Raw genomic sequence first — 26,386 nt, forward strand, 5'->3', positions numbered from 1 at the left:
TATACAGCGGCCCGGTTTTCTTTCCCGAAAAAGAAAACCGGGCTGTTTGCTTAAAGAAATAAAGGGACAAAACCGGCCAATTTTCATACAGTTACCTGAATATCAAATATTTAATACTTTTTAAAGTTTCAAAAGCTGCTCAAAATCGTGTTAAAATTTGTTAAAAAGTGTTAAAATCGATGTTTTTCGAGCGTTTTTGAGTCGTTTTTATGCCGTTTTCCACTAGAAAAGTGTTAAAATAAAAGGTTTAAAAAGTTTTTTGAACAGCGCATAACACCAGCCGGAATTTTTACAAGTTTTCTACAGAATCAAAGTGGAACTTCAACTCCAAATCAACAAAACAAATGACCATGAAAAAATTTGTATCGGGCTTAGCGTTCATTATGTCCCTTGGCCTGTTCCCTCAATTATTGCATGCACAAACCTATGAGTTGGATAAAACAATTACCCTGCCTGGCGATGGAGGCTATGATTATCTATCTATCGACAAGGTAAACAACCGTTTATACGTATCGCACGGTACAGCCGTAAACGTGATCGATCTGAAAACAGAAAAGCCAGCAGGCCTAATCGGCGATCTGAAAGGTATACATGGTATCGCTATTGATAATAAAGCCAACCGGGGTTTTATCAGCGATGGTAAAGCCACTGCTGTAGTAGCATTTGACCTGAAAACCCTGAAAGTTATAGCAACCATAGCCTTAACAGAGGCTAACGGCCCGGATGCCATTATGTATGATCCTTATGCCGATCGCGTTTTCAGCTTTAATGGCGAGAGTAATAATTCGTCAGTAATTGATCCCAATACATTGAAACAAGTTGGTACAGTTGCATTGGGCGGCGCTCCGGAGTTTGCTGTAGCCGATGGCAAAGGCAAAATTTATAACAATCTGGAAGACAAAAGCAGCCTGAACGTTATAGATAGCAAAACCCTCAAGGTGATCAAAAACTATCCGCTTGCCCCATGTGGCGGCCCTACAGGTTTAGCTTTGGATGTTGCCAATCAGCGTGTATTTACCGTTTGCCGTGAAAACAAAGGCGTTAGTGTGGTAAACATTAATACAGGCAAGGTAGTGGCCACCCTACCTATAGGCGCCGGTGTTGATGCAGTAGCTTATGACCCAGAAACCAAGCTGATCTTCTGCTCATGCGGTGATGGCGTTACTACTATTATCAAACAACAATCGGCTGATGAGTATAAAGTGATCCAGACATTACAGACCGCCTATCGTGCCAAAACAATGGCTCTTGATACTAAAACGCATAAAATTTATTTAAGCGTAGCTGAATTTGTAAAAGGGACACGGACTGCATTACCAAACACCTTTAAAGTACTGGTTTACAAGTTGAAATAAAATATCAAAAAAGATAAACAGGCGAATCACAGGCTTCTCTTTTAGGGGGCTACGGGGGGACTTAATTGATTTGTCCTGTTTATTTTACAAAGTTTCTATTAAATTAAGTCCTAATTTTAAAGAAAAAAGCTTGAAATTATTAATCATAGAAGATGAAGCGGGGCTGAGGGAAAGTATTGAAGCATACTTTACCGAGGAGGGTAATATCTGCGAAACGGCATACGATTTTTCTTCGGCCATGTCTAAGGTTAATCTTTACCGGTATGATTGCATTGTGCTGGATATTACGCTCCCTAATGGTAATGGCCTGGATATATTAAAACACCTGAAAGCCGGGCAACAGGCCGATGGTGTCTTGATCATTTCGGCCAAAAACTCGCTGGACGACCGCCTCACGGGACTTGATCTGGGTGCAGATGATTATCTCACCAAACCCTTCCACCTCTCGGAATTGAGAGCCCGCGTTGCGGCTATTGTTCGTCGTAAAGCGTTTAATGGCAACAACATCCTTACCCTGCATGAGATTTTTATTGACCTCACTGCAAAAGAGGTGAAGATCAACCAGGTCTTGGTTAAATTTACCCGTAAAGAGTACAGTTTACTTTTATACTTTATAGCCAATAAAGGCAAAGTGGTCTCAAAAAGTGCCATCGCAGAACACCTTTGGGGCGATAGTATAGATATTGCCGATAATTTTGATTTTATTTATTCGCACATCAAAAACATCCGCAAAAAAATGGTGGAAGCAGGCGGCAAGGATTATATACAAGCCGCCTACGGCATGGGTTACAAGTTTACCGAAGCATGAAGCTTCTGGACAAATACAACCGCATCAACATCAGCGTAACAGTAGTCATTATGCTGGTTACAGGCGTTATTTATTATTTCACTATCCATGCCATTCTTACCCACCAGGTTGATAAGGCCCTGGTGGTAGAGGAACGCGAGGTATTTGATTATGTGCAGCTTAATCATCATCTGCCACAGGTATTCCGGACCAATCACCAGGAAATCATTTTCACACCTGCTGATAGCCGGGTTAAAAGAAAATTTATTGACACCTCCTACCGGGATACCAAGGAGCAAGACCTGGAACCTGCCCGTGCCATTATCACATCAGTGATGGTGGGCTCCCAACTATATAAAATAACCGTTATACAATCTACCGTAGAAACCGAGGATCTTATAGGGGATGTTTTCCTGATCACCATTGTACTTATTTTTATTTTGGTAATCGCGCTGTTTTTATCAAACCGATTGATATTAAGGCGCATGTGGCAACCTTTTTATACCATACTTAATCAGCTCAAAGTATTCAATCTGGCCGAAGACAAAACCGTGGCTTCTGTACCTTCCACCATTGATGAATTTACCGAACTCGATCAAGCCGTAGGCATCATGGCCACCAAGGCTAAGGACGATTATCTTAACCTGAAAGCTTTTACCGAGAATGCCGCGCATGAATTAATGACCCCCATATCTGTCATCAATTCCAAGCTGGATACCTTAGTGCAAACCGGACAATTTTCTGATCCGCAAAGCAAACTGCTTAATGATATTTACAATACGGTTGCCCGCTTAACCAGGCTAAACAAATCGATGCTGTTACTCACCAAAATTGAGAACGGATTGATACATGACCAGCAAATCGTTAACCTGAAAGAATTACTCAGCGCAAGCTTCTACCAATATGAGGAACTCCTGGGCAGTTTAAATATCAAACTGGTTACTCAGCTTACCGATTGTGAGGTTAACGCCAGCCTCCTATTAATGGAAGTGCTGGTAAACAACCTGCTCAGCAATGCCATCAGGCATAACTTGCCGGGTGGTTCTATCAGCGTTACGCTTGATCAGCAGCAACTCCGCATCAGCAATACCGGCAAAGACGGGGAGATAGATATTGAGCGGGTTTTTAAACGCTTTCAAAAATCTTCTGCTTCTGAAGGTATTGGATTAGGTCTTACCATTTGCAGGCAGATCTGTAATAATTATGGTTTTGCTCTGCAATATCAGTTTAATAAAAACTCCCACCAATTTACAGTAAACTTTACTGTTTCAGAATAATTACAGAATTGACATTTAGCTTAGCAACGTTGAAGAAATGGAATTATATTCAAACTGTTAAAGATTAATATTATAAAGCTTAGATTTAAACTATTGGTCGCTGAGCTTAACCCCTATCTGAATAACCGGTATGGGTATCTTAAATTATGAAACATCTAATCGTATCACTACTATGCTTAATGATGAGTTCTTTTTGCTTTGCACAGCAAAAAACACTGGACGATTACTTACAGGTAGCTGTAAAGAATAGCCCGCTGTTGAAGGACCTCAACAATCAAATATTATCGGCGCAACTGGATAGCGTTCGCATAAAAGCGGGATTAAAACCACAGGTTACTGCCGGGAGTGCAGGTTTGTATGCACCCGTTATTCATGGTTATGGCTATTCACAGCCTATTACCAATGGACAAACCCTTAATGCTTTATTATCTGTAAATAAATCCTTCATCAGTAATAATTATCTGAATGCCCAGTATGCAGGTATCGGTTTTCAGCGCGATTCCTTACGCAATAACATTAAACTCTCTGAGCAGGACTTGCGCCGTACTATTGCCGCGCAATATATAGCCGCTTACGGAAGTTTACAACAGGTAAAATTTAATAAAGAAGTGGTAACCCTGCTGAGCAGCGAAGAAGACCTGCTTAAAAAGCTCACCCGCAACAATGTTTATCACCAGAGTGATTACCTTACTTTCCTGGTTACCTTAAAACAGGCACAGTTGCAGCTTTCGCAGGCCACACTCCAATATAAAACAGATCACGCGACGCTCAATTACCTGGCAGGTGTTACAGATACCACGGTTACCGAAATACAAAAACCGACACTGCAAAGGGCTATCACTGCCGACAAAACTAACAGTATATTTTTCAGACAATATGCCCTTGACAGTCTGCGCTTGCTCAATACCCGTAAACTGATCGACTACAGCTACAAACCCCAGATAAAAGCCTTTGCCGATGGTGGTTATAATTCCGACCTCACCGCCCTCTATTATAAACATTTTGGAACCAGTGTTGGTTTTAGCCTTACCGTACCTATTTACGATGGCGGACAGCGTAAGCTATCTTACAAAAAACTTTCGCTGCAAGAAGAATCGCGCAAAAACTATAAGAGCTTTTTTGCTCAGCAATACAGCCAGCAGATCATCCAGCTGAACCAGCAGATAGATGGTTACGACAACCTGATAGCCGACATTAATACCCAGTTCAAATACTCAGAAACTTTAATAAAGGTGGATACCAAACTACTGCAAACCGGCGATCTCCGGATGGCTGATCTGATATTGGCCATCAATAATTATCTCACTATCCGTAACCTGCTTACCCAAAATACCATTAGCAGATTGCTGCTCATTAACCAACTCAACTACTGGAACCGATAATATGAAGAATTTATCATCAACATATTTTAAACTTTTAGCGCTTTCATGTGCATGCCTGGTATTAACGGTATCGGCATGCAATCATGACACCGCTGCCGCTGATGATGCCCCCGTACAATCACAAACACCAGTTACGGTAACCTCCATCAGCAATGGGACAATGGCCGATTCTATAAGCCTGAACGCCACTTCATCATTTATGCAAAAAAGTTATGTAAAGGCCAATGCGATAGGTTACATACAAAAAGTATATATAAAACCAGGGCAGTATGTAAACGCCGGGCAGCTGTTGTTCACCATTAAAACAAAAGAGGCGCAAAGCATTGGCAACACCATCAATGTGCTGGATACCACCTTTAAGTTTTCGGGGGTAAACCGTATTAAGGCGGCAAGTAGCGGCTATATTACTCAACTACTGCACCAGGTTGGAGATTATGTACAGGACGGCGAACAATTAGCCGCCATAAGCGATAAAGAAAGCTTCGCTTTTGTGATGCAGCTACCTTATGAGCTTCAAAGCACCTTACGTAACAACCAGGATATTATGCTCACATTACCGGGTGGCCGCACGCTCAGCGGTCGTGTAGCGTCGGTTTTGCCTTCGGTTGATACGCTATCGCAAACACAGGGGGTTGTAATCAAGGTTAACAGCGCCGATCCGATTCCGGAAAATCTGGTAGCCCGGGCGCATATCATTAAATCGGCAAAAAGCAATGTACCCTCACTACCAAAATCGGCCGTATTAACCAATGAAACGCAAACCGATTTTTGGGTGATGAAACTCATTAGTGATACTACCGCTATCAAGGTACCGGTACAAAAGGGTATCGAAACTAAGAGCCAGGTAGAAATACTTTCGCCAAAGTTTGGGCCAGCTGATAGAATCGTGATTACAGGTAATTATGGATTGGCAGATACCGCCAAAGTGAAAATTGTGAAGCCATGAAGAACCTGAACAACTTTTTCATCACCCATAAAAAGCCTATCAGTCTGATGCTGTTCATCATATTGCTGGGTGGTGGCTTTGCTTATTCACGCTTACAAACCTCCCTGTTCCCGGAAATCACTTTCCCCAAGATCAAGATCATAGCCGATGCCGGTTTACAGCCGGTAAATAAAATGATGATCACGGTGACCAAACCGCTGGAGAATGCCGTTAAGCAGGTACCTAACCTGCAATATGTACGCAGTACTACCAGCCGCGGAAGCTGTGAAATTTCGGCCTTTATGAACTGGGACGCGGATATTGACCTAAGCCAGCAACAGATCCAATCGCGTATAGACCAGATCAAAAATGATCTGCCGCCTGAGGTGAACATCAGTGTCGAAAAAATGAACCCCTCTATCCTGCCGGTAAGTGGTTACACGCTGGAGAGTCATAGCAAATCGCCCATTGAGTTAAAACAACTGGCTACCTATACCGTAAAACCCTTTCTTTCGCAGGTAGATGGTGTATCCGAGATAAGGGTTATCGGCGGTAAAACTAAAGAGTATTGGCTGGTGCTTAATACCCAAAAGATGGGTTCCCTGGGCCTTACCCCAGATATTATCACCAATACCCTGGCCCAAACAGGTTTTATCAAGTCAGAAGGCTATCTGTCCGACTATAAAATGCTGTATCTTACTGTTACGGATGCTTCTGTAAATACCAGTCAACAGTTGGAAAACCTGGTGATCAGTAATAACCGTAAACGGGTAATACAACTCAAAGACATCGGCAGTATACAGATCAATCCAGGCATTGAGTACACCAAAGTAAACGCCAACGGCCACGAGGGTGTCTTGATCGCGGTGATCAAACAACCCAACGCTAATTTGATCGACTTGTCTGATGCGATGACCCAAAAGGTTGCTGACCTCCAAAAGATACTCCCCGCGGGTGTAACTATAAAGCCGTATTATGTTCAGGCCGATTTTGTAAACGCTTCCGTAAAAAGCGTAAGCGATAGTTTATGGATTGGGCTGGCGCTTGCTATTATTGTGGCCATTATTTTTTTAAGATCGGTAAAGGCCAGCACCACTATACTGATCACCATACCGGTTACACTTTGTTTAACCCTGATTGTTCTGTACGCGCTGGGTTATACATTTAACATCATGACCCTGGGTGCCATAGCAGCAGCCATAGGCCTCATTATTGATGATGCCATAGTTGTGGTGGAGCAGATTCACCGTACGCATGAGGAACACCCCGAAGAACCCACGCTAACACTGCTTCAGCGGGCTGTCGATTACCTCTTTCCGGCCATGGTGGGCTCGTCCATTAGCACCATTGTTATTTTCATCCCATTCGTTATGATGACGGGCGTTGCCGGGGCCTACTTTAAGGTAATGACCAACACCATGATCATTACCTTGGTTTGCTCCTTTTTTGTAACCTGGATAGGCTTACCGGTCATATACCTGTTGCTAACCCGCAACCAACAAACCAATAGTGTGCAGGTTAAAGAAGCGCACGGTGTAAAAAGACAGCGTTGGGTATCGTTTTTTATATTACGCCCTTATTTGAGTATCATCATGATGCTGGCACTTGCCGCCATCATTATTTTCATACCGGCGGGATTAAAAACGGGCTTTTTACCGGACATGGATGAAGGCAGTATCGTATTGGATTATACTTCGCCTCCCGGCACCTCACTCGAAGAAACCGATCGTATGCTGCGCGACATCGAAAAGATCATCATTAAAGATCCCGAAGTTGCCGCCTATTCTCGCAGAACGGGCACACAAATGGGTTTTTTTATAACCGAGCCCAACACCGGCGATTACCTCATTCAGCTCAAAAAAGGTCACGATAAAACTACCGAAGAAGTGATCGGCGATCTGCGGCAGAAAATTGAATCGACCCAACCAGCTCTGAGGGTAGATTTTGGACAAGTGATAGGTGATATGCTGGGTGACCTGATGACATCTACACAACCCATCGAGATTAAAGTTTTTGGGGACGACCAAATTAAATTACAACAGCTATCCAAACAAATAGCAGCCACTGTAAGCAGCGTAAAAGGTACCGCCGATGTATTTGATGGCATCGTGATTGCCGGTCCTTCGGTAAATATTGTACCTGATTATACCAGACTGGCACAATACAACCTTACACCCGCCAATCTGCAAACACAGGTACAATCGGCATTACAAGGCAATGTGATAGGTAGTTTGTTTGAGAAAGAACAGCAATCACCTATTCGCATGGTGTATCCAGGCAACCGCTCTTTAGATGTAGCCAGTCTTAAAAAACTAACCGTCTTTTTACCCAATGGCAAACCTTTGCCTATCAGTCAGTTGGCCAATGTAGAACTAAGACAAGGTGATGCGGAGGTACAACGCGAAAACCTGCAGGCCATGGGCGTTATCAGCGCCCGGCTGGATAATGTGGATCTGGGCTCGGTTATGCCTGCCATCAAAAAAAACATTAGCGCCATCAATCTTCCACCCGGATACCACGTAGAATATGGAGGCGCTTATGCCGAACAGCAACAATCATTTAAAGAACTGTTGATCATCCTCATTACCTCAAGCCTGCTGGTTTTTGGTGTGATCCTTTTCCTGTTCAAACAATTCCGCATTGCGTTGCTTATCCTGGTAGTAGCCGTATTAGGTATTGGCGGCAGCTTCCTGGCTTTGTGGTTAACTAAAACCCCGTTAAACGTGGGCAGTTACACCGGCTTAATCATGATTGTAGGTATCATTGGCGAAAATGCCATTTTTACCTTTTGGCAGTTTAGGGAAAGCACCAAACATAATAATATCAACGAGGCTATTATTTATTCTATCTCCACCCGTTTACGCCCCAAACTAATGACGGCCCTTGGAGCTATTATTGCACTGATGCCATTGGCCCTGGGCATAGGCGCGGGTGCCCAGTTACACCAACCCCTGGCCATTGCAGTTATTGGTGGTTTCCTGGCGGCATTGCCATTATTGTTGATTGTATTACCTAGCATGTTATGGCTGCTTTACCGTAATTATACATTTGTTCATCCGCCGACAACTACATAGTTTAACGTAGCAGTCACTTGCAAGGGTAATAGCATATGAAAAAACAGAGAGGTAAACATGTTCGAAAAAGAGGGACTGTCACCCTGAGCCCGTTGAAGGGTCGAGCGCAAAGGCCTGCCCACCATGCTTCGACGGGCTCAGCATGACACCCTTTTTTAGTTTTGCTACCGCTTCATAAGTTATCACCCTAAACAGATGCTGAGCTTTTTCAAATATTATACAGAGATTTGCAGGTAAATTATACCCCTATGCATATACTCGTTATTGAAGATGAACAAAGAGTAGCCGAGCTGATCAAAAAAGGTCTTGAAGAGCATGGCTTCCAGATAACGCTTGCATACGACGGGGAGATGGGGAAAAAAATATCCTTATCAAAAGAGTTTGATCTCATTCTGATGGATATCATTCTTCCCAAAATCAATGGGATAGATCTGTGTAAGGAAATACGAAGCTCAAGGCCAGACATTCCCATCATTATGCTGACAGCCTTAGGTACTACCGATGATAAAGTGGAAGGTTTTGACGCCGGAGCCAATGACTACCTCGTAAAACCTTTTGATTTCCGGGAACTTCATGCCCGCATCCGCGCGTTAACCAACCGGAGTCAAAATAACAATACTTTTAATCAGGGCTTCATTTTGCGCTTTGCCGATCTGGAAATGAATTTGCAAACCAAGATCGTGAGCAGAAACAGCGAGGTGATTGACCTAACCCCCAAAGAATTTCGCTTATTGGAATATATGATGAAGAACGCCCAGCGTGTTTTATCGAGAACTGAGATAGCTGAAAAAGTTTGGGACACTTTTGATTCAGGCACCAATTTTATTGATGTATATATCAATTATCTCCGAAAAAAGATCGATAAAAACTTCGCCACTAAACTCATACACACTAAGCCCGGCATGGGTTTTATTTTCAAAGAAGGATGAAGATCAGGAATCAACTTTTATTGTTGTTTTTAGTACTGTTCGGGGTACTCCTGCTCGCGTTTTCTATATTCATATACCTTTCTTCGGCACAAACCCGTAAGGACGAATATTACAAACAACTTAAAAGAGAGGCGATAACCAAAGCTAACCTACTCTTTGATGCTAAAGTTGCCCCCTCGGTATTGCAATTGATCTATAAAAATTCCGCTAACTCCTTGTTTGAGGAAGAAGTGGCCGTTTACGATACCTCCTTTAATTTATTATATCATGATGCGGTGCAAATTGATAAAGTAAAAGAAACCAGGAAAATGATCGATCAGATTGTTCAGCAAAAAGAGATCACATTTGACCAGGGTAGTTTGCAGGTAGTTGGGCTTTTATATATACATCATGGTAAAAACTACGTCCTTACAGCCGCCGCTAATGACGAATACGGGATTAAACGCCTGGGAGAGCTAAAAAACACGCTGATCCTGTCCTTTATCATCATTATCTGTTTTACCGTAATTGCCGGCTATTACTTTGCCGGCAGGGCCTTGAAACCTGTTGCCGAGATCATCGATAATGTAAAGGAAATTACGGCTACCCGCCTGGATATGCGTGTGCCTGTTAAGAGTGAAAAAGATGAAATTGGTGAACTGGCCATCACCTTTAACCAAATGCTCGACCGGTTGGAGAACTCTTTTAACGCGCAGAAAAGCTTTGTCAACAACATTTCTCATGAACTCCGGACACCGCTGGCTACAGTGGTTGGGGAATTACAACTAGCCCTGATAAAAGACCGTTCCATAACGGAATATAAAGAGGTGATCCGCTTATCGCTGCATGATGCCAAAAGATTAGTAAAACTATCCAACGGATTGCTTGATCTGGCCAAAGCTAACTTCGATCAAAGGGAGATCAGGATGAAAGAGCTGCGGGTTGATGAATTATTAATGGATGCCCGGGAAACCGTTATCAAAACAATGGATGGTTTTAATGTGGATGTGTTATTTGAGCAGGAAATAGAAAATGATGACAATATTTCTGTGATGGGGAATGAATATCTTTTAAAAGTGGCATTTATCAACCTCATGGAAAACGCCTGCAAATTCTCGCCCGACCATCTGTGCACCGTAACTATCACTTATTTGCATGACAAGGTGATCCTGGCCTTTAAGGACAAAGGCATAGGTATTAAGCCACAGGACCTACCACATATTTTCTCGGAATTTTATCGGGGAACCAATAAGGATTTTACCTGGGGAAATGGTATAGGCTTATCCTTAACCGATAAAATAATCTCCATGCATGGAGGCAGTATTACTGTTGCCTCTACAGAAAATAAAGGCAGCACTTTTAGCATAACGCTCCTCCACGTTTAGCCTTTATTTTTCTAATAAATTTCTAATAAATTTCTGTTTCTCCTCTAACGGCCTTTTTCAAAAAGTCGCCTTACTTTTGCTGCACAATAAAAAAACAACAGATGGACTCAGGCCCCGAATCGTATTTAGTATTTAATAGTTAACCGCCCGCCTATTACATAACCCTGTTATGCTGATGAGGCCGGCACAACAACAGCGTTATGTTCAAATTTCTGACTTTCAGCAAATTGAACCACCACTATCTGGGAGATGGTGGAAGTTCAAACCATATGCCCGCTACAAATAACGGTGCAGAACAAGAGGTATTTTCTAACCAGATCTTTTTCAGCAGCCCTGCGGGCGAACTCTTCGATTACCAAAAACTAAAGAAAAGAAGGAGGATTCGCCATGCTCACAATTTATGATTTCACCTTAAGGCTAACCATCGCCTTTATACTCGGCGCCGTGATCGGTACCGAGCGTCAGTGGCGGCAACGGATGGCAGGTCTGCGCACCAATATGCTGGTAGCCCTGGGGGCAAGTATGTTTGTGGCCTTAGCGGCAAAGATAGGGGGTGATGCCACCGGGCGCGTAACCTCTTACGTGGTGAGTGGTATAGGCTTCCTGGGGGCAGGTGTAATCATGAAAGATGGTGTTAACATCAGGGGTTTAAATACTGCTGCTACCCTGTGGTGTTCGGCTGCCGTTGGCGCGTTCTGTGGTACAGGTTTTATTGCAGAAGCCTGTATCGGGTCGGCATTTATTATCCTCACTCATATAGTAATGCGCCCGCTTGGTGCCCGGCTTAGCCGCCTGCCTATCCATAAGGATACTTCGGTTCCGGTGCACTACCTCATCATTATTAAATGCAGACAGGAAGTCGAAAATCATCTCCGGGTATTGCTGCTACAGTTTACCAATCATGATGAAAAGATCCTGCTTCGTTCGCTGAAAAGTACCGACGATAATGATAGCAGCATAGCTTTTATCACCGCCGAGATCCTGGCCAATGGCAATGAAGATGCAACCATGGAAAAAATAGCGGGCCGGCTTACCATAGAGCACCAGGTTTATGAAGTAAGCTGGAATAAAGCCGGCCATGAAAACGATCTGTAAAAACTAAAATGATACTATACGCCATTATATTGATAGCCATAGGCATAGCTGCTGATAACCTGATGATAGCCGGATTAACCCTGAGCAAAACAGCTTCTATATCCAACAGGAAATGGGTTATCATCTTGTTGCTGCTTTTTATAGTCCAGTATCAAATGCTATGGCTGGGTAACTTCGTTGGAGCCTGGGCGCATTACTCAACCGGTAACTATTTACTGGGCACGGGTCTACTGCTATCTGTAGCTATTAATATCTGCCGGGAGCTTTTTCAGCAAAAGATCACTCATCCGGTGATCAGCTATACACCGGACAACCTTTTACTACTTGCTTTCAGCACCTCTATGTATGTTTTCATATTTAGCGTAGCTGTGCAATGGTTAAATATTCATGATCAGCGACTAAACTACTGGTTGGTCGGTGCTATTCTGATCTTTCTGAATACAGGCGTTATACTAGGCCGCTTGCAGCTCTATAAACCCCTCCGCTTCATTCGCTTTACCTGTACCGGAATGTTACTGGCCGGGACATTAATACTCATTTTAAAGACTCTATAAATATTAAAGAATGCTGACTATAAATAAACCCTCACTAAAAAAAGTGGCAGCTGACGGAAAAAAGATACTGTTGAACGGCAATGAAGAAGCCGCTGCAACCAAACTCAAGAATGCTTCATCCCATGACCTGGATTTTTCCCTGGCCATGCTAGATAGCAGTCTGAATGGTTTGTCATTGGCCCAGGCTAAGGATCGTTTGGAAAGGTTTGGCTTGAATGAAGTGCATCATGAAAAAGCACCGTCCTGGTTCAAACAACTGGTTGAGGCTTTTATCAACCCCTTTATCGGTATCCTGCTCATTATTGCTGCCATATCATTTATACTGGATGTTTGGCTGGCCAAACCCGGGGAGGCTGATTATAAAACCGTGCTCATGGTGGGCATTATGGTGATGACAAGCGCCCTATTACGCTTTGTTCAGGAGTACCGGAGTAATCGGGCGGCCGAACAGCTTAAAAGCATGGTTACCACCACGGCAACCGTTTTACGGAAACCGGTTGGTAAAAAGGAATTCGATATTAAAAAACTGGTACCGGGCGATATTGTATTTCTTTCGGCCGGGGATATGATCCCGGCAGATTGCCGCATCATGCAATCCAAAGATCTTTTTGTAAGCCAGGCCATGTTAACGGGAGAATCTTTACCTGTTGAAAAACGGAGCTTATCAGTGCGCGATGCCGAAAGTAAACCCTTGGTTGAGCTGGATAATATATGCTTTATGGGTACCAATGTAGTGAGCGGATCTGCTATGGCCATTAGCGTAAACACTGGTAATCAAACCTATTTTGGTTCGCTTAGCAAAGACATCGTTGGCAAACGCGCAGAAACAAGTTTTGACAAAGGGGTAAATAAGGTAAGCTATTTACTTATCCGGTTCATGATTGTTATGGTTCCCCTCATATTCCTGATTAACGGGTTTGTTAAAGGCGACTGGTGGGAAGCGCTGTTGTTTGCCATTGCGGTTGCAGTAGGGTTAACACCCGAAATGCTGCCCATGATTGTAACAGCGAACCTGGCTAAGGGCGCCGTTAACATGAGCAAAAGAAAAGTGATCATCAAAAGGCTTAGCGCCATTCAAAATATAGGAGCCATGGACATTTTGTGCACCGACAAAACCGGCACACTAACCATGGATAAAATTGTGCTGGAAAAACACCTGAACATTTTTGGCGATGAGGATGAAGAAGTATTAAAGTGGGCCTACCTGAATAGTTTTCATCAAACCGGTTTGAAAAACTTATTGGATGTGGCTGTTCTGGAGCATATAGAAATTCATGAATACCTAAAAGTAGAAGAGTACTATTTAAAAGTTGATGAGATCCCTTTTGATTTTCAGCGCCGGCGGATGTCGGTTATTTTAAAACAACGGAATGGCAAACATTTGCTCATCTGTAAAGGCGCTGTAGAAGAAATGCTGGGTTTGTGTAATTACGCTTTTGATCCAGGCGAGGATAAACAATTACACATAGAATCGGACAAGATTATGCCGATGGATGAAAACAGACGAGACATGATCCTCAATACTTCTAAAAAGTTAAATGCCGAAGGTCTGAGGGTTCTGCTGGTGGCTATTAAAGAGTTTGATGATCGCGCCCTTACTTATTCTGTAGATGACGAAAAGGACATGATCCTTACCGGTTTTATCGGCTTCCTTGATCCCGCAAAACCATCGGCAAAAACATCTATTGAGGCATTACAGAAACTTGGCGTTAATGTAAAAGTACTTACCGGCGACAACGAGATCGTCACCAAAAAGATTTGCCGCGATGTAGGTATCCCCTACAGTAGGATCTTGCTTGGTGGAGAAGTGGAGCATATGAGCGATGAGGAACTAAAACAACAGATCGATGATGTTTCTATCCTGGCCAAACTTAGTCCCATACAAAAATCACGGGTGGTTAAAATATTGCAATCCAAAGGGCATACCGTTGGTTTCATGGGCGATGGCATCAACGATGCAGCCGCTTTACGGGATGCCGATGTTGGTATCTCTGTAGATACCGCTGTGGATATCGCCAAAGAAAGTGCCGACATCATTTTGCTCGAAAAAGATCTGATGGTTTTGCGCAAAGGGGTGATCTATGGCCGGAGGACATTTGGCAACATCATCAAATATATTAAAATGACGGCCAGCAGTAATTTTGGCAACATGTTCAGCATGTTGGGTGCAAGTGCCTTCCTGCCTTTCCTGCCCATGCTCCCGGTTCAGATCCTCATTCAGAATTTACTGTATGATGTATCGCAGATATCTATTCCCTGGGATACGATGGATGAGGAATTTATTGAGCAACCCAAAAAATGGGATGCCTCGGGCATCACCCGGTTTATGCTGTACATCGGCCCCATCAGCTCCATTTTTGATTATGCCACTTTTGCGGTCATGTTCTTTGTATTCAAAGCCAATAGTCCGGCTCATCAGCAGCTATTTCAAAGCGGATGGTTTATCGAAGGTTTATTGTCCCAAACCCTCATCGTACACATGATCCGGACAAGGAAAATACCATTCATACAAAGCTGGGCAACCACACCCATCATTGCATTAACCTCATTGATTATGGTGATAGGTATCCTGATCCCGTTTTCGCCATTTGCCGAAAGTTTAAAGATGCAGCCCTTGCCCCTGATCTATTTCCCCTGGTTAATTGGTATACTGACAGCCTACTGTATACTCACCCAATTGGTCAAAACCTGGTACATTAAAAAATTCGATCAATGGCTTTGATGGAATAAGGATTTCAGGAACAAAGAACAATGATCCGGGGAGGACCGTTCGGCAATACAACACTCATAACATATTTAAACCCCTATAATTCAACATGATGAAAAACAATTTTTATGTAGCCCTGTGCGCTATAGGCACAGGGCTGGTGGCAGCCTCATGCCATGAACATAACACAGAACAGGCCGCTAACTTATTTGCTGTAAAGGGCGATACCATTACTATCCCCCCGCACTCCCATCTAAAAGACAGGCTTAAAACAATTACGTTAAAAGACGAGCCTTATCGTTTACAGATCATCACAACAGGTGTTATCAAAGCCATCCCAACACAGTATGCCGAAATAGCGCCCCCTTTTCAGGGGAGAGTTACCAAAACGTATTTGCACTTAGGCATGAAAACCACGCCTTCAACTCCTTTATTTGAGATCAGCTCGCCGGATTTTATAACCGCACAAAAGATCTTTTTTCAGGAAAAATCACAGATGCTGCAAACTCAAAAAACCTTAAAACGGCAGCAGGATCTGATGGCCAATGGTGTAGGTGCGCAAAAAGATATGGAAGAAGCCCAAACTGCTTATGAGGTTGAAAAGAAAGAGTACGAAAATGCCGTTATCGGTATTAAAATATTCAAAGCCGATCCTGAAAAACTCTCCCTGGGTCAGCCATTGATTGTACACGCTCCCATTACCGGCGAAGTGGTGGATAACAAAGTAGTACTGGGCCAATTTATAAAAGATGATGCCGCCAGCGTGGCTACCGTTGCTGATTTATCAAAAGTGTGGATAGCCGGACAGGTTAAAGAAAAAGACATCCGGTATGTACACCAACAGGATGAGTGCGATATCCAGGTATCAGCCCTGCCGGGGAAACACCTTAAAGGCAAGGTATATCACGTAAATGATATGGTTGATGATGATACCCGAAGTGTACAAGTACTCATGGAGTGCAACAACAATGATCATGCGCTTAAACCCGGTATGTACGCTACCGTAGATTTTATTGACGCCCCTACATCTGCCATACTGATACCCCAAACTGCCCTGTTACAAATGAGCGGTACCAACTTCGTTTTTGTGATTACACCAGACGGAAAATATATTAAACGAAAAGTAGTAACCGGCGGAAACGACAATGACCGCGTAGTTATCACATCCGGCTTAAAAAGCGGCGAAGAGATTCTGTCAGAAGGTGGTTTTTATTTACTGGAAGCCCGGTAAACCTATAATTCATACAACATGAAACCATCATGAGCTAAAGTTCAGCAACCGAATGGGTAAACCGGCTCATGATCGCTTCATTGCCTTAAAAAAACAAATTGCTCTAATGAAAACATTAATATTTACCGCAATAAAAAAGCGCTGGCTTTTCGTGGCCTTATTTGTACTGCTGGCTTTCTTTGGTTACTACTCCTGGAAACAATTATCCATTGAAGCCTATCCCGATATTGCCGATGTAACTTCGCAGGTAGTAACACAGGTTCCGGGTCTGGCTGCCGAAGAAGTGGAACAGCAGATCACCATCCCCATCGAGCGTTCATTGAATGGTTTACCGGGTATGCACGTGATGCGCAGCCGCAGCCTCTTTGGTCTTTCCCTCATTACACTGGTATTTGACGATGGAGTAGATGATTACTGGGCCCGGCAAAGGATCCAGGAGCGCTTAACCGGCGTTCAGTTACCCTTTAGTGCCGTTCCCGGTCTTGACCCTTTAACCTCACCAACCGGCGAAGTATACCGGTATATTATTGAGAGCACCAATCATGATTTAAGGGCCCTTACAGATCTGCAGCAATGGGTGATCATACCCCGCATCAAACAAATTACCGGAGTGGCCGATGTAGCAAACTTTGGCGGCATTACCACACAGTTCCAGGTAGAGATTGACCCAGACAAATTGGCCCAATACCATCTTTCGCTGACAGACGTGCAAACCGCCATCAATAACAATAATACCAACGCTGGTGGTAGTGTTTTAAACAGGGGCGAACAGGGATATGTAGTGCGCGGCATAGGATTGGTAAAAGATCTTCAGGGGCTGGGAGATGTTGTAGTTAAATCGGTTAATGGCGTACCCATACTGATCAAAGATATAGGCGAGCTCAAATTCGGAACACTGGAACGTAAAGGGGTGCTGGGTTATACCGATAGAAAGGTTGACCATAACGATGGCATTGAAGGGATCGTGGTGATGCTGAAAGGACAAAACCCCTCCGTTGTGTTGGAAGGTATTCATCAGGCCGTTGATAACCTCAATAAGAATATACTTCCTGAAGGTGTTACCATCAGGCCTTATCTCGACCGCACAAACCTCATCAATAAAACTCTTGATACCGTTTCTCACACGCTTTTAGAAGGGATGGCCCTGGTAATCATTGTGCTCATTGTATTTTTGGGTAACTGGCGCGGTGCGCTCATTGTTGCTATCACCATTCCCCTGGCTTTATTGGTCGCTTTTATTTTGATGAAGTTTACCAATATCCCGGCCAACCTTCTTTCCCTGGGAGCCATTGATTTTGGGATCATTGTAGATGGGGCCATCGTGATGATGGAAACCATTCTCAAGAAAAGAGAAAATAATCCCGACCAAGTATTGGAAGAGGCGACCATAAGCGCAAGAGCGTTGGAAGTAGCGAAACCCATCTTGTTTTCTACCATTATCATCATTACGGCCTATCTGCCCCTATTCTCCTTTGAACGCGTAGAGAAGAAACTTTTTACCCCGATGGCCTTCACCGTAGGCTACGCACTTTTGGGTGCATTAGCCGTGGCCTTATTGCTTATCCCGGGTTTGGCCTACGCGGTTTACCGCAAACCCAGGAAACTTTATCATAACAAGTGGCTGGAGCATCTGTCGGCCAAATATGAAAGCCGGATCACTAAGATCATGAACAAGCCCAAACGCGTTTTTATTCCTTTGGCGTTGGCTTTCGCGGGTGCGCTTATTTTGTCGGTAACTGTAGGTAAAGATTTTTTACCTACATTGGATGAGGGTTCCATCTGGTTACAGGTTTCTTTGCCACCGGGCATAACGCTTCAAAAATCCCAACAAATGAGCGATGCTTTGAGGGCTGCCACACTTAAACATCCTGAAATTACTTATGTAACCGTTCAGGCGGGACGCAATGACGATGGTACCGATTACTTTACCCCATCGCACTTTGAAGTTTCGGTAGGTTTAAAACCTTATAACGAATGGGAAGGCGGCAAAACCAAATATGATCTCATTGATGAATTATCAAAGGAATATGCTGCTATGCCAGGTTATTCAGTCGCTTTTACACAGCCTATGATTGATGGGGTAATGGACAAAATTGCCGGTGCCCATAGCGAATTGGTATTAAAAGTATTTGGTAATGATTTCAAAGAGACCCGGCGCATTGCCGAAGCAGCTGTATCTACGCTACAAACCGTGAAAGGAGCGGTTGATATTGCGATAGACCAGGAGCCGCCGCTCCCTCAACTGCAGATCAAAGTAAACCGCGATGCTGTGGCAAGGTACGGGCTAAACATGAGCGATGTAGCCGAGTTAATTGAAGTGGCTATTGGCGGTAAAGCTGTATCTCAGGTTTTTATATCAGATAAGGTTTATGATGTGATCTGCCGTTATAAAGAAGAGAGCCGCAATACTCCCGAGAAAATTGCCAACCTGATGCTAACCTCCCAAACAGGAGCCAAAATACCTTTATCACAGGTGGCCGAAATAAAAACGGATATAGGAGAAAGCTCTATTTCCAGGGAAATGAACCGTCGCCAGCTTACCGTTCGTCTTAATTTAAGAGGTACAGACCTGTCAACCTTTTTAGCAGAAGCCCAGGCAAAAATAAATCAGCAGGTTAAATACAATAAAGAAAAATATCAGATAGCATGGGGTGGTCAGTTTGAAAATCAAAACAGGGCTTATGCAAAATTGGCGGTTATTGTGCCTTTGGCTTTAGCTATCATGTTCCTGTTGCTTTATGGTGCCTTCGGCAAATTCAGGCAGGCTGGGCTTATCTTAAGCATAGTCCCTTTAGCTTTATTTGGTGGAATGTTAGCCCTTAATATACGCGGGATGACGTTGAACGTATCTTCTGCCGTAGGCTTTATCGCCTTGTTTGGTGTAGCTATACAAAATGGGGTTATTCTTATTTCGCACATTAATGATCTACGCAAAAAAGGTTCTAATATACTCCAGGCGGTGATACAGGGGACAAGGCACCGTTTCCGCCCGGTATTGATGACAGCCACTGTTGCAGCTTTAGGCTTGCTTCCAGCCTCATTAGCCACAGGCATCGGGTCTGATGTGCAACGACCATTGGCAACAGTAATTGTTTACGGTCTTTTTGTTGCTACAGCTATTACCCTGTTTGTTTTGCCGGCTCTATATTATCTCATCGAAAGCAAATGGGGCAACCATGATTTTCAATCTTCAACCATAGAAGCTTAACCATAAATATTTATGAAATTCATTTTCAAATACATTTTAACGTTTGCATTTGCCCTTGGTATTGCCGTTAATGTTGATGCACAAATAGATACTAATTTAACTTATTCCAAAAAACTGTCGCTGGTGCCGTATCTTAATTTGGTTGGCAAACAAAACCTGGGCTTGCTGGCACAGCAATATAATGTAAGTATTGCCGAGGCAGGTATAGAAAGCGCTAAAGTTTTTCCGGATCCTCAGCTAACTGTAGGAGCCTACAATAACCAGGAGTCAAAACTACATTTAGGTCAGGGTGTAAATTTTAGTTTGGGAGCTACGCTTGAATTAGGCGGAAAGCGTAGCGCCAGGATCAACCTGGCCAAAAGTCAGACTGAGTTGAGCAAGGCATTACTAACCGATTATCTCCGGAACCTGAGGGCAGATGCCGCTATGGCTTATTATAATGCTATTCAGCAAAAGGATCTGCTTCTGGTACAGGAAAACTCCTATCAAACCATGAAACACTTGGCCGATGCCGATTCTGTCCGTTTTAAGCTTGGCGCCATTGCCCAGATAGATGCCAGGCAGTCTAAATTGGAGGCCAGTAGTTTTCTTAATTCCGTTATTCAAAATGAATCCGACTGGAAATCTTCCCTGGTGCAGCTGAGTGTATTTACCGGAAAAAAGGACATCGATACTTTATTTGTTCCGACTAAAAGTGCCGATAACCTGGAAAGAACATTTGTGCTGGCACAGTTAATTAATAATGCTCAAAATAACAGGGCCGATGCTGTAGCGGCTCAAAATAGTAAAACCGTCGCCGAAAAAAATCTATCGCTGGTAAAAGCAAACCGAACAATTGATCTAGGTATCAACACAGGGATGCAATTCAGCGGAGCATCTACCAATGATATTGCTCCAACTCCAGCCTATCACTCTGTTAATGCGGGGCTCAGCGTTCCGTTAAAATTTTCCAATCATTATAAAGGCGATCTGAAAGCAGCTCATTTTACCATCCAACAGGTAGCTGTTCAGTATGATCAGGTTTTACAACAGATCCAGGCAGATGTGATTCAGTCGTATTTTAATTATAAATCGGCTCAAAAACAGGTTCAGCAGTATAAAAGTGGTTTGATAGCCGACGCCGAGAAAGTGCTGAATGGTAAAATATATAGCTATAAACGGGGTGAAACTTCCTTGCTCGAAGTTTTGAATGCCCAGCGAACCTACAACGATGTACAAGAAGGCTATTATCAGACTTTATACAATTACGCAGCCGCATTGATCACGCTAGAACGTTCGGCAGGCATTTGGGATCTTCAATAATTCCTTCCTACCTTATTCCTCTATATGCTATTTTAAAGTAGCATATAGCTTAAAACAAAAAACCCTTCAAATGATATCATTTGAAGGGTTTTGCTATTGATGATGCGGAATGGACGGGACTCGAACCTCTGTTAAAATCAAGTGGTTTTCAGCCCTTTATATATCTTTAACAAAAGACGCCACGAATGACGCTTTATTAAAAATTGATTGTCTATCTATCTAAAACACTCTAAAAATGAAAGCCTTTTAAAGCAACTGAATTCAGCTACATTTCTTAACTCAAAAATAAGTATTTTGGATTATATATAAGAATATATGTTTATCTTAAATTTATTACCGCAGGGAATAAAAACTGACTTACAATATTTTATATGAGATTCACTTTACTACACACCAAATTGCTAAACATTTCTTAATACAAATTAATTACAAATCTTACTTATGAGAATGGACATAATTTTTTGCTTTACATAAAGATATTATTTGGGAGCTCACTAATTCAATAACATAGATAGCCAGATGATCTGACAATTTAGATCTATTATAATATTCAACATGTTATATCAAAAAGTAGGAACGAACATAAAGTAGAGCACATATAATTCGTTGCCGTTCGAAGTCTATATATAAAAGATGGATCGCTTATAAAAGCAAAGACCTAATAATAATTATTTGATCTCTACTCTATTTTTGGCTGCATAACCGTCCGAAATTGGGGATACCCCGACAACGGGTAATCAAGGCATCATTAATCAATAATTATTGCTCAAACGCGTGCGACGGTAAGAATACCTTACAATTTTAAGTCAACCAATTGTGTCCGATTTACGTACCAGTTGTCTTTATAGTAAATATAATCTCCTGATATTTTTGATATTTCTAAGCTCGGTGTTTTACTTATTCTTAAAAAAATGGCTGGATTACCCGGATAAAATGGATTTATGAAAACATTCCCTTGAGCATCGACACTCAACAGGCAAAATTTATAGTATCTGAATTTCTTTATAAAAGAAGTAATTTGATTACTTGTAAAATAATCATCTACTTTTTTTGCTCTTAATCTCGAATTGTTTACCTCCACTATTTCATTTGTATTTTCGTTATAGGTTACTACATATACAGGTAAATTGCCTGCATTTTTCTGAAGTATATATGAACTGCTTGATCCATTCGTTTCTCTAATAGAAATAAATACGTTTTTAAACTCCGAAAATGATTCGGCGTGATATTTCTTTATAAAATTATCGACTACATCCTTTGTAACCCTCTTTTTTTGATGCTCACTAGAACAACTCATTGCCATAATCATGCTACACAAAAAAATTAATCTTTTCATATGTTATTTATTAATTAATTATTTTCCACAATTCCATCGACGTTGTTGTGCATACTGAACACCTAGCGCTATCGAAAGTTGGCCATCTGCCGAATCCGGCTGCGAAGCATAACCATTTGTTCAAGAATCATGCAAGCTATTATAATTAGCGCCACATTGATTTTCCCCAATTCCACCGATGTTGTTGTGCATACTGAACACCTCGCGCTATCAAAAGTTGGTCATCTGCCGAATCCGGCTGCGGATCATAACCATTTGTCCAAGAATTATGCAAGCTATTATAATTAGCCCCCCATTGCAATACAGGCAAACTCAGCCCCTCAGAAGCACCGGCCGCGCCCCAAAGAGAATTACCAAAATTCATATGATTATGAACGTATTTATCTCCCGCAGGTAAAAATAATACAGGAGAGGGGGTTAACGGATTCTGAGGGCTTTCACTTGCGCCATATTGAGCGAATTCTGTTGGTATTACACTGAGCGAAAAGTCCAATTTCCCGGCTCCTTTACTTTGAGTATAGAAGTGAGTCAAAGCAAAAAAATCAAATACTCCCTGGCCTTCAAGCATTGATCTAATTTTATCTGCGCTTACGAACACTAACGTATTTATAATCCCTTTACGTATGTCCGCTGGGTCATTGACAGGATCTGCAAAGCTATAATATTGCTTTACTTTTGTGGCTGAGTTTTCAACAACTAACCTATCAGGAAGTTCATTTTTGTCTATTCTCACAAATTTCCCTTTTTCATCAAATACAATATCATCCGGATCGTTAGGTCAATGATTATAGAAAATTATTTTTTTATCACTTGCTAAAGTCTTAGAATACCTGTATTACAAACACCTGTTTGAATATGATTTTCCCCTGCCAGTTAAAGTTGATGAGGTATTTACGTATGACAAAAAGTACATCGGATTAAGGACAGGGCGTTTGGTGAAATTCTATTCATTAAACGAAGAGAAAAAAAAATGGGAATACGACAAAGATCTTGACTTTTTGATCCCATTAAAGAGTTGACAGTTCAATTTACAATCTCCAAGATGATTCAAACACCTTATTGGATGATTAAGGCCCAGGCTACCGAAATTTGAACAATTGCCTGCTACCGAAAATACATATTCATATAACATAGTGGTAAAACCATGCGGGCCTTTATTGCTAAACCATACCTGGGAATCGGGACCGCCGCTATGGTTTACATAGACAAAGCAGATTATGACCGTTAAAGCCACCGGAACAAATAGCTGGATAACATTGACGACGAGGGCAGCCTGCATTTTCTGGACACCTATTTTTTACCAAAAAACTCCGGGTAAGCCCGATCAGGAGGATTATTTGCTGAGCTGCAGTAGACGAAATATTCTTAGTTTTGCATTTATCTACTACTATGAAATCATTATTACTGTTATTGCTTTTGAGTGCGGGTTTTTCAGCTTCGGTTTTTGCTCAATCACAGGATGAGATCCTAAAAAAGAAAACCATAAATGATACCCTGTTAAAAACAGACAGAAGCCTTATTGTGCCCGAGCCATTTAATGCACAGAAAGTTTTGCTCCAGCTTTTTCCTGGTAAATATTATAACCTGTCAAAGGGTAAATACAATAATGAGCTTATAAATTGGGAGTGTAATACTTGCAAAACCCAAACTTATACAGATGTGAACGAAGATGGTATTCCGCAGTTTCCGTATCAGAATGGTGTGGCTACACGTTTACTTAATGTGATGGATTACCAGGACTCAACGGGGGTAAAATACAAGGTGATCAGTTTTAACCATTCAGAATTTGATGAGGATGGCGCAATGACATCCCGCTTTACAGGAGGCTTGCTTGGGCTGGCAAAGTTTGTTTTTACAAATGGAGCCTGGAAATTAAGAATCTTTCAGCCTGCTATAGGCGCATATGGTGCATTTTCTCATTGCCCTGATCCTAAGCTGGTTTTGATAGGGCAAAATCAATATGCGTTTATGATCAAACACAGCAATGGAGGTGCAGGCGGTCCATTTGATGGTAGCTATTTTCTAATTGCAGGAACGGGTGGTGCTTATCGACAGGTACTGGCGACCTATGGCGTGGAACGTACCGAGGTAAGTGAGGAAGAAGGGTTAAGTTCATGGACAAGTGAATACAGTGTTCCGGCGAGCAGCAAAAAGTTTTTCAGGGATGTTTTGATCACTATAAAAGGTACATATAAAGCCAATGACAAAGAGGTTATTCCACCCGGAATTAAGGATCAGGTAAAAGGGATGAAGGTGGCAAGTTTTAAAGTAATACAGCGTTATGTATATAAAGGAAGCAAGGGTTATGAGTTGGAGCAGCCTGTTAAAGCCACATTTACCAAACTTAAATAATTTGTTAAGCGGAGTAATATCAACCTCACCATATGAACGGTAATAAACTTGTAAAATACCTGGGCTATGTCTCCAATCACCCCGAACTGTTGATATTTTTAGAGGAGCAGGGAGTTGATATAACGAGGTTACCGGATTTAAGTTTACCAGATAAAAAACTAGACAAAAAGAAGCAGGTAACTTTTAAAAACCACGGCTTTACCTTACAGTTTGAGAGAGATTATCCCGAGCAGGCCGAAAAACAACGCCAGAGTGATCCCGAAGGCCGCTTTGTTGTTACTGCTGCGGATTACCGTATTAAAAATCCGGTAGGTGATGGCTCCCTTTACCTGGATCATATTGTATTTTATAAACCAGAGGTGGGAATAGATCCCCAAAAGCCACTTCAGTTGCCATTTGGGTTACAGTTTATGGATAATCGTCATAAACTACAACTGCAATTTGGCCATAAAAATACCCACGGCGATCCCCGGAAACCATATTACGAAGAGGATGAATCAGATTACTATCACCACAATTATAAGCTGGTTACCTATTTCGAACGTTTTGATCTGGAAGAAAAACTGCTACAACTTTTGGTGTCGCTGAAAAAATAGTCTTACTCAAGTAATGATCTTGTTACCAACAGCAAACAAGCGTCTAATTGAAGAGATCAGTAAAAATTAAATTCCTGTATTTACCCCTCCTTTTGGCCAATCATTATAACAAAAGGCTCCGTTATTTCCTGTTCGCCTTTACCTGTGATTTGCGCAGTCATTTGTTTTACCTCAATATTTATGAACCCTGTATTCTGAAATATTTTTTTTATTTCATTTACTTCATAAAGTGTGAAATCGAGCTGGGTCCAAGGAAGCCTCCCTGCAAATTTTTTTTCAATAAAAGCAATGGCAAATTTTCCTCCCGGCCTCATAACACGATGGATTTCCATGAAATATGGTATCGGATTTTTCCAGAAATAAAGGGCGTTTGCCGAGAAGCAACAATCAAAGAAATCATTTTGGAAATTCAATATTCCATCTCCTTCTACTTTGATAAATCGAGCACGGCCTTCTTTTGCTTTCAATGTGTTGTTTGAGAACGCTTTCTTAACAAATGCCTCCGAAGTATCAATACCGTAATAGCAGATTCCGCTGGCCTTTTGGAAAAGAAAAGGGAGATGCTTCGCATTGCCGAAGCCGATTTCCAGTACTTTTACATTAGTTATCAGCTCTAAACTATCTACGGTTTTGAAAATCATCATGTTGCCAGCCTGAAAGATATAATTCTCGATTTCTTTGGCCGGTACTCCATTAGAACAATGCATTTGTTCACCCAATTCCCTAACATCTAACTGCTTATTCATGGTTTACGCTATTGAATTTCTTTCCTGGTGCATTTCTATTATTGTTTCAAACCTTTCTTAAAGTAAATTCTAAGGTTAGCAGTGTAAAATGAATTGAATAGAAACAATAGTTTGACACTACCTCTGTCCTGGGAAATCACTTAGTAAGTCTGACAAAAGTGGAGCA

The 26,386-nt window shown here is 42.1% G+C and carries 20 protein-coding genes; 16 read left to right on the forward strand and 4 right to left on the reverse strand.

The features are described 5' to 3' along the window. Positions 1-350 precede the first annotated feature (350 nt). The 14 genes from BW976_RS13240 to BW976_RS13305 all read left to right on the forward strand — a co-directional run bounded on the left by BW976_RS13240 (position 351) and on the right by BW976_RS13305 (position 21,190). Positions 351-1,355: a YncE family protein gene (locus BW976_RS13240; RefSeq protein ID WP_076373994.1), complete on the forward strand. Its 1,005-nt coding sequence runs from the start codon at positions 351-353 to the stop codon at positions 1,353-1,355. Between the two features lie 130 nt (positions 1,356-1,485). Then, complete coding sequence (locus BW976_RS13245; RefSeq protein WP_076373995.1) at positions 1,486-2,163, forward strand: response regulator transcription factor; 678 nt, start codon at positions 1,486-1,488, stop codon at positions 2,161-2,163. Next, positions 2,160-3,419, forward strand: a complete 1,260-nt coding sequence (locus BW976_RS13250) for a sensor histidine kinase (protein WP_076373785.1) — start codon at positions 2,160-2,162, stop codon at positions 3,417-3,419. The genes BW976_RS13245 and BW976_RS13250 overlap by 4 nt, the downstream gene beginning before the upstream one ends. A gap of 146 nt (positions 3,420-3,565) precedes the next feature. Continuing rightward, the gene (locus BW976_RS13255; RefSeq protein WP_076373786.1) at positions 3,566-4,801 is read left to right on the forward strand and encodes a TolC family protein; all 1,236 of its coding nucleotides are present in this window, start codon (positions 3,566-3,568) and stop codon (positions 4,799-4,801) included. Between the two features lies 1 nt (position 4,802). Beyond that, on the forward strand, positions 4,803-5,747 hold the full coding sequence (locus BW976_RS13260; protein WP_076373787.1) for an efflux RND transporter periplasmic adaptor subunit: 945 nt from the start codon (positions 4,803-4,805) through the stop codon (positions 5,745-5,747). Further along, positions 5,744-8,800 (forward strand): efflux RND transporter permease subunit, encoded by a 3,057-nt coding sequence (locus BW976_RS13265; RefSeq protein ID WP_076373788.1) that lies wholly within the window; start codon positions 5,744-5,746, stop codon positions 8,798-8,800. The genes BW976_RS13260 and BW976_RS13265 overlap by 4 nt, the downstream gene beginning before the upstream one ends. A 248-nt stretch (positions 8,801-9,048) precedes the next feature. Next, the gene (locus BW976_RS13270) at positions 9,049-9,729 is read left to right on the forward strand and encodes a response regulator transcription factor (RefSeq protein ID WP_076373789.1); all 681 of its coding nucleotides are present in this window, start codon (positions 9,049-9,051) and stop codon (positions 9,727-9,729) included. Then, entirely contained in the window at positions 9,726-11,093 is a 1,368-nt protein-coding gene (locus BW976_RS13275; RefSeq protein WP_076373790.1) for a HAMP domain-containing sensor histidine kinase, read from the forward strand. Before BW976_RS13270 ends, BW976_RS13275 begins: the two co-directional genes overlap by 4 nt. A gap of 387 nt (positions 11,094-11,480) precedes the next feature. Beyond that, positions 11,481-12,188 carry an MgtC/SapB family protein gene (locus tag BW976_RS13280; protein ID WP_076373791.1) on the forward strand — a complete coding sequence of 236 codons (708 nt, stop codon included), beginning with the start codon at positions 11,481-11,483 and terminating at the stop codon, positions 12,186-12,188. Between the two features lie 8 nt (positions 12,189-12,196). Continuing rightward, on the forward strand, positions 12,197-12,742 hold the full coding sequence (locus BW976_RS13285) for a hypothetical protein (RefSeq protein WP_076373792.1): 546 nt from the start codon (positions 12,197-12,199) through the stop codon (positions 12,740-12,742). A 10-nt stretch (positions 12,743-12,752) separates the two neighbouring features. After that, entirely contained in the window at positions 12,753-15,464 is a 2,712-nt protein-coding gene (gene mgtA / locus BW976_RS13290; protein WP_084192184.1) for a magnesium-translocating P-type ATPase, read from the forward strand. Positions 15,465-15,558: 94 nt separating this feature from the next. Beyond that, positions 15,559-16,680, forward strand: a complete 1,122-nt coding sequence (locus tag BW976_RS13295) for an efflux RND transporter periplasmic adaptor subunit (protein ID WP_084192185.1) — start codon at positions 15,559-15,561, stop codon at positions 16,678-16,680. A gap of 106 nt (positions 16,681-16,786) precedes the next feature. After that, on the forward strand, positions 16,787-19,888 hold the full coding sequence (locus BW976_RS13300; protein ID WP_076373997.1) for an efflux RND transporter permease subunit: 3,102 nt from the start codon (positions 16,787-16,789) through the stop codon (positions 19,886-19,888). 12 nt (positions 19,889-19,900) lie between these two features. Next, positions 19,901-21,190, forward strand: a complete 1,290-nt coding sequence (locus BW976_RS13305; RefSeq protein ID WP_076373794.1) for a TolC family protein — start codon at positions 19,901-19,903, stop codon at positions 21,188-21,190. 793 nt (positions 21,191-21,983) lie between these two features. Here BW976_RS13305 and BW976_RS13310 read toward each other — a convergent pair. The 3 genes from BW976_RS13310 to BW976_RS30040 form a co-directional block, all read right to left on the reverse strand. Beyond that, the gene (locus BW976_RS13310) at positions 21,984-22,526 is read right to left on the reverse strand and encodes a hypothetical protein (protein WP_139332294.1); all 543 of its coding nucleotides are present in this window, start codon (positions 22,524-22,526) and stop codon (positions 21,984-21,986) included. Positions 22,527-22,671: 145 nt separating this feature from the next. Further along, positions 22,672-23,259: a hypothetical protein gene (locus BW976_RS13315; protein WP_076373796.1), complete on the reverse strand. Its 588-nt coding sequence runs from the start codon at positions 23,257-23,259 to the stop codon at positions 22,672-22,674. Positions 23,260-23,469: 210 nt separating this feature from the next. Continuing rightward, on the reverse strand, positions 23,470-23,820 hold the full coding sequence (locus BW976_RS30040; RefSeq protein ID WP_394333017.1) for a potassium-transporting ATPase subunit KdpA: 351 nt from the start codon (positions 23,818-23,820) through the stop codon (positions 23,470-23,472). Positions 23,821-23,915: 95 nt separating this feature from the next. On the opposite strand from BW976_RS30040, the gene BW976_RS13325 reads away from it, so the two are divergent. Next, entirely contained in the window at positions 23,916-24,878 is a 963-nt protein-coding gene (locus BW976_RS13325) for a hypothetical protein (RefSeq protein WP_076373798.1), read from the forward strand. Between the two features lie 32 nt (positions 24,879-24,910). Next, positions 24,911-25,474: a hypothetical protein gene (locus tag BW976_RS13330; RefSeq protein WP_076373799.1), complete on the forward strand. Its 564-nt coding sequence runs from the start codon at positions 24,911-24,913 to the stop codon at positions 25,472-25,474. A gap of 80 nt (positions 25,475-25,554) precedes the next feature. Here the strand turns inward: BW976_RS13330 and BW976_RS13335 are convergent, their stop codons facing one another. Continuing rightward, positions 25,555-26,220 (reverse strand): class I SAM-dependent methyltransferase, encoded by a 666-nt coding sequence (locus BW976_RS13335; RefSeq protein WP_076373800.1) that lies wholly within the window; start codon positions 26,218-26,220, stop codon positions 25,555-25,557. Positions 26,221-26,386 lie beyond the last annotated feature (166 nt).

Origin of the sequence: Mucilaginibacter lappiensis (assembly GCF_900155965.1) — a bacterium.
Lineage (GTDB): Bacteria > Bacteroidota > Bacteroidia > Sphingobacteriales > Sphingobacteriaceae > Mucilaginibacter > Mucilaginibacter lappiensis.

What these genes read in the sequence shown, in the direction of transcription:
- BW976_RS13240 (WP_076373994.1), top strand. Translation starts at nt 351, where the DNA reads ATGAAAAAATTTGTATCGGGCTTAGCGTTCATTATGTCCCTTGGCCTG.
- BW976_RS13250 (WP_076373785.1), top strand. Translation starts at nt 2,160, where the DNA reads ATGAAGCTTCTGGACAAATACAACCGCATCAACATCAGCGTAACAGTA.
- BW976_RS13255 (WP_076373786.1), top strand. Translation starts at nt 3,566, where the DNA reads ATGAAACATCTAATCGTATCACTACTATGCTTAATGATGAGTTCTTTT.
- BW976_RS13260 (WP_076373787.1), top strand. Translation starts at nt 4,803, where the DNA reads ATGAAGAATTTATCATCAACATATTTTAAACTTTTAGCGCTTTCATGT.
- BW976_RS13265 (WP_076373788.1), top strand. Translation starts at nt 5,744, where the DNA reads ATGAAGAACCTGAACAACTTTTTCATCACCCATAAAAAGCCTATCAGT.
- BW976_RS13270 (WP_076373789.1), top strand. Translation starts at nt 9,049, where the DNA reads ATGCATATACTCGTTATTGAAGATGAACAAAGAGTAGCCGAGCTGATC.
- BW976_RS13275 (WP_076373790.1), top strand. Translation starts at nt 9,726, where the DNA reads ATGAAGATCAGGAATCAACTTTTATTGTTGTTTTTAGTACTGTTCGGG.
- BW976_RS13280 (WP_076373791.1), top strand. Translation starts at nt 11,481, where the DNA reads ATGCTCACAATTTATGATTTCACCTTAAGGCTAACCATCGCCTTTATA.
- BW976_RS13285 (WP_076373792.1), top strand. Translation starts at nt 12,197, where the DNA reads ATGATACTATACGCCATTATATTGATAGCCATAGGCATAGCTGCTGAT.
- mgtA (WP_084192184.1), top strand. Translation starts at nt 12,753, where the DNA reads ATGCTGACTATAAATAAACCCTCACTAAAAAAAGTGGCAGCTGACGGA.
- BW976_RS13295 (WP_084192185.1), top strand. Translation starts at nt 15,559, where the DNA reads ATGATGAAAAACAATTTTTATGTAGCCCTGTGCGCTATAGGCACAGGG.
- BW976_RS13300 (WP_076373997.1), top strand. Translation starts at nt 16,787, where the DNA reads ATGAAAACATTAATATTTACCGCAATAAAAAAGCGCTGGCTTTTCGTG.
- BW976_RS13305 (WP_076373794.1), top strand. Translation starts at nt 19,901, where the DNA reads ATGAAATTCATTTTCAAATACATTTTAACGTTTGCATTTGCCCTTGGT.
- BW976_RS13310 (WP_139332294.1), bottom strand. Translation starts at nt 22,526, where the DNA reads ATGAAAAGATTAATTTTTTTGTGTAGCATGATTATGGCAATGAGTTGT.
- BW976_RS13325 (WP_076373798.1), top strand. Translation starts at nt 23,916, where the DNA reads ATGAAATCATTATTACTGTTATTGCTTTTGAGTGCGGGTTTTTCAGCT.
- BW976_RS13330 (WP_076373799.1), top strand. Translation starts at nt 24,911, where the DNA reads ATGAACGGTAATAAACTTGTAAAATACCTGGGCTATGTCTCCAATCAC.
- BW976_RS13335 (WP_076373800.1), bottom strand. Translation starts at nt 26,220, where the DNA reads ATGAATAAGCAGTTAGATGTTAGGGAATTGGGTGAACAAATGCATTGT.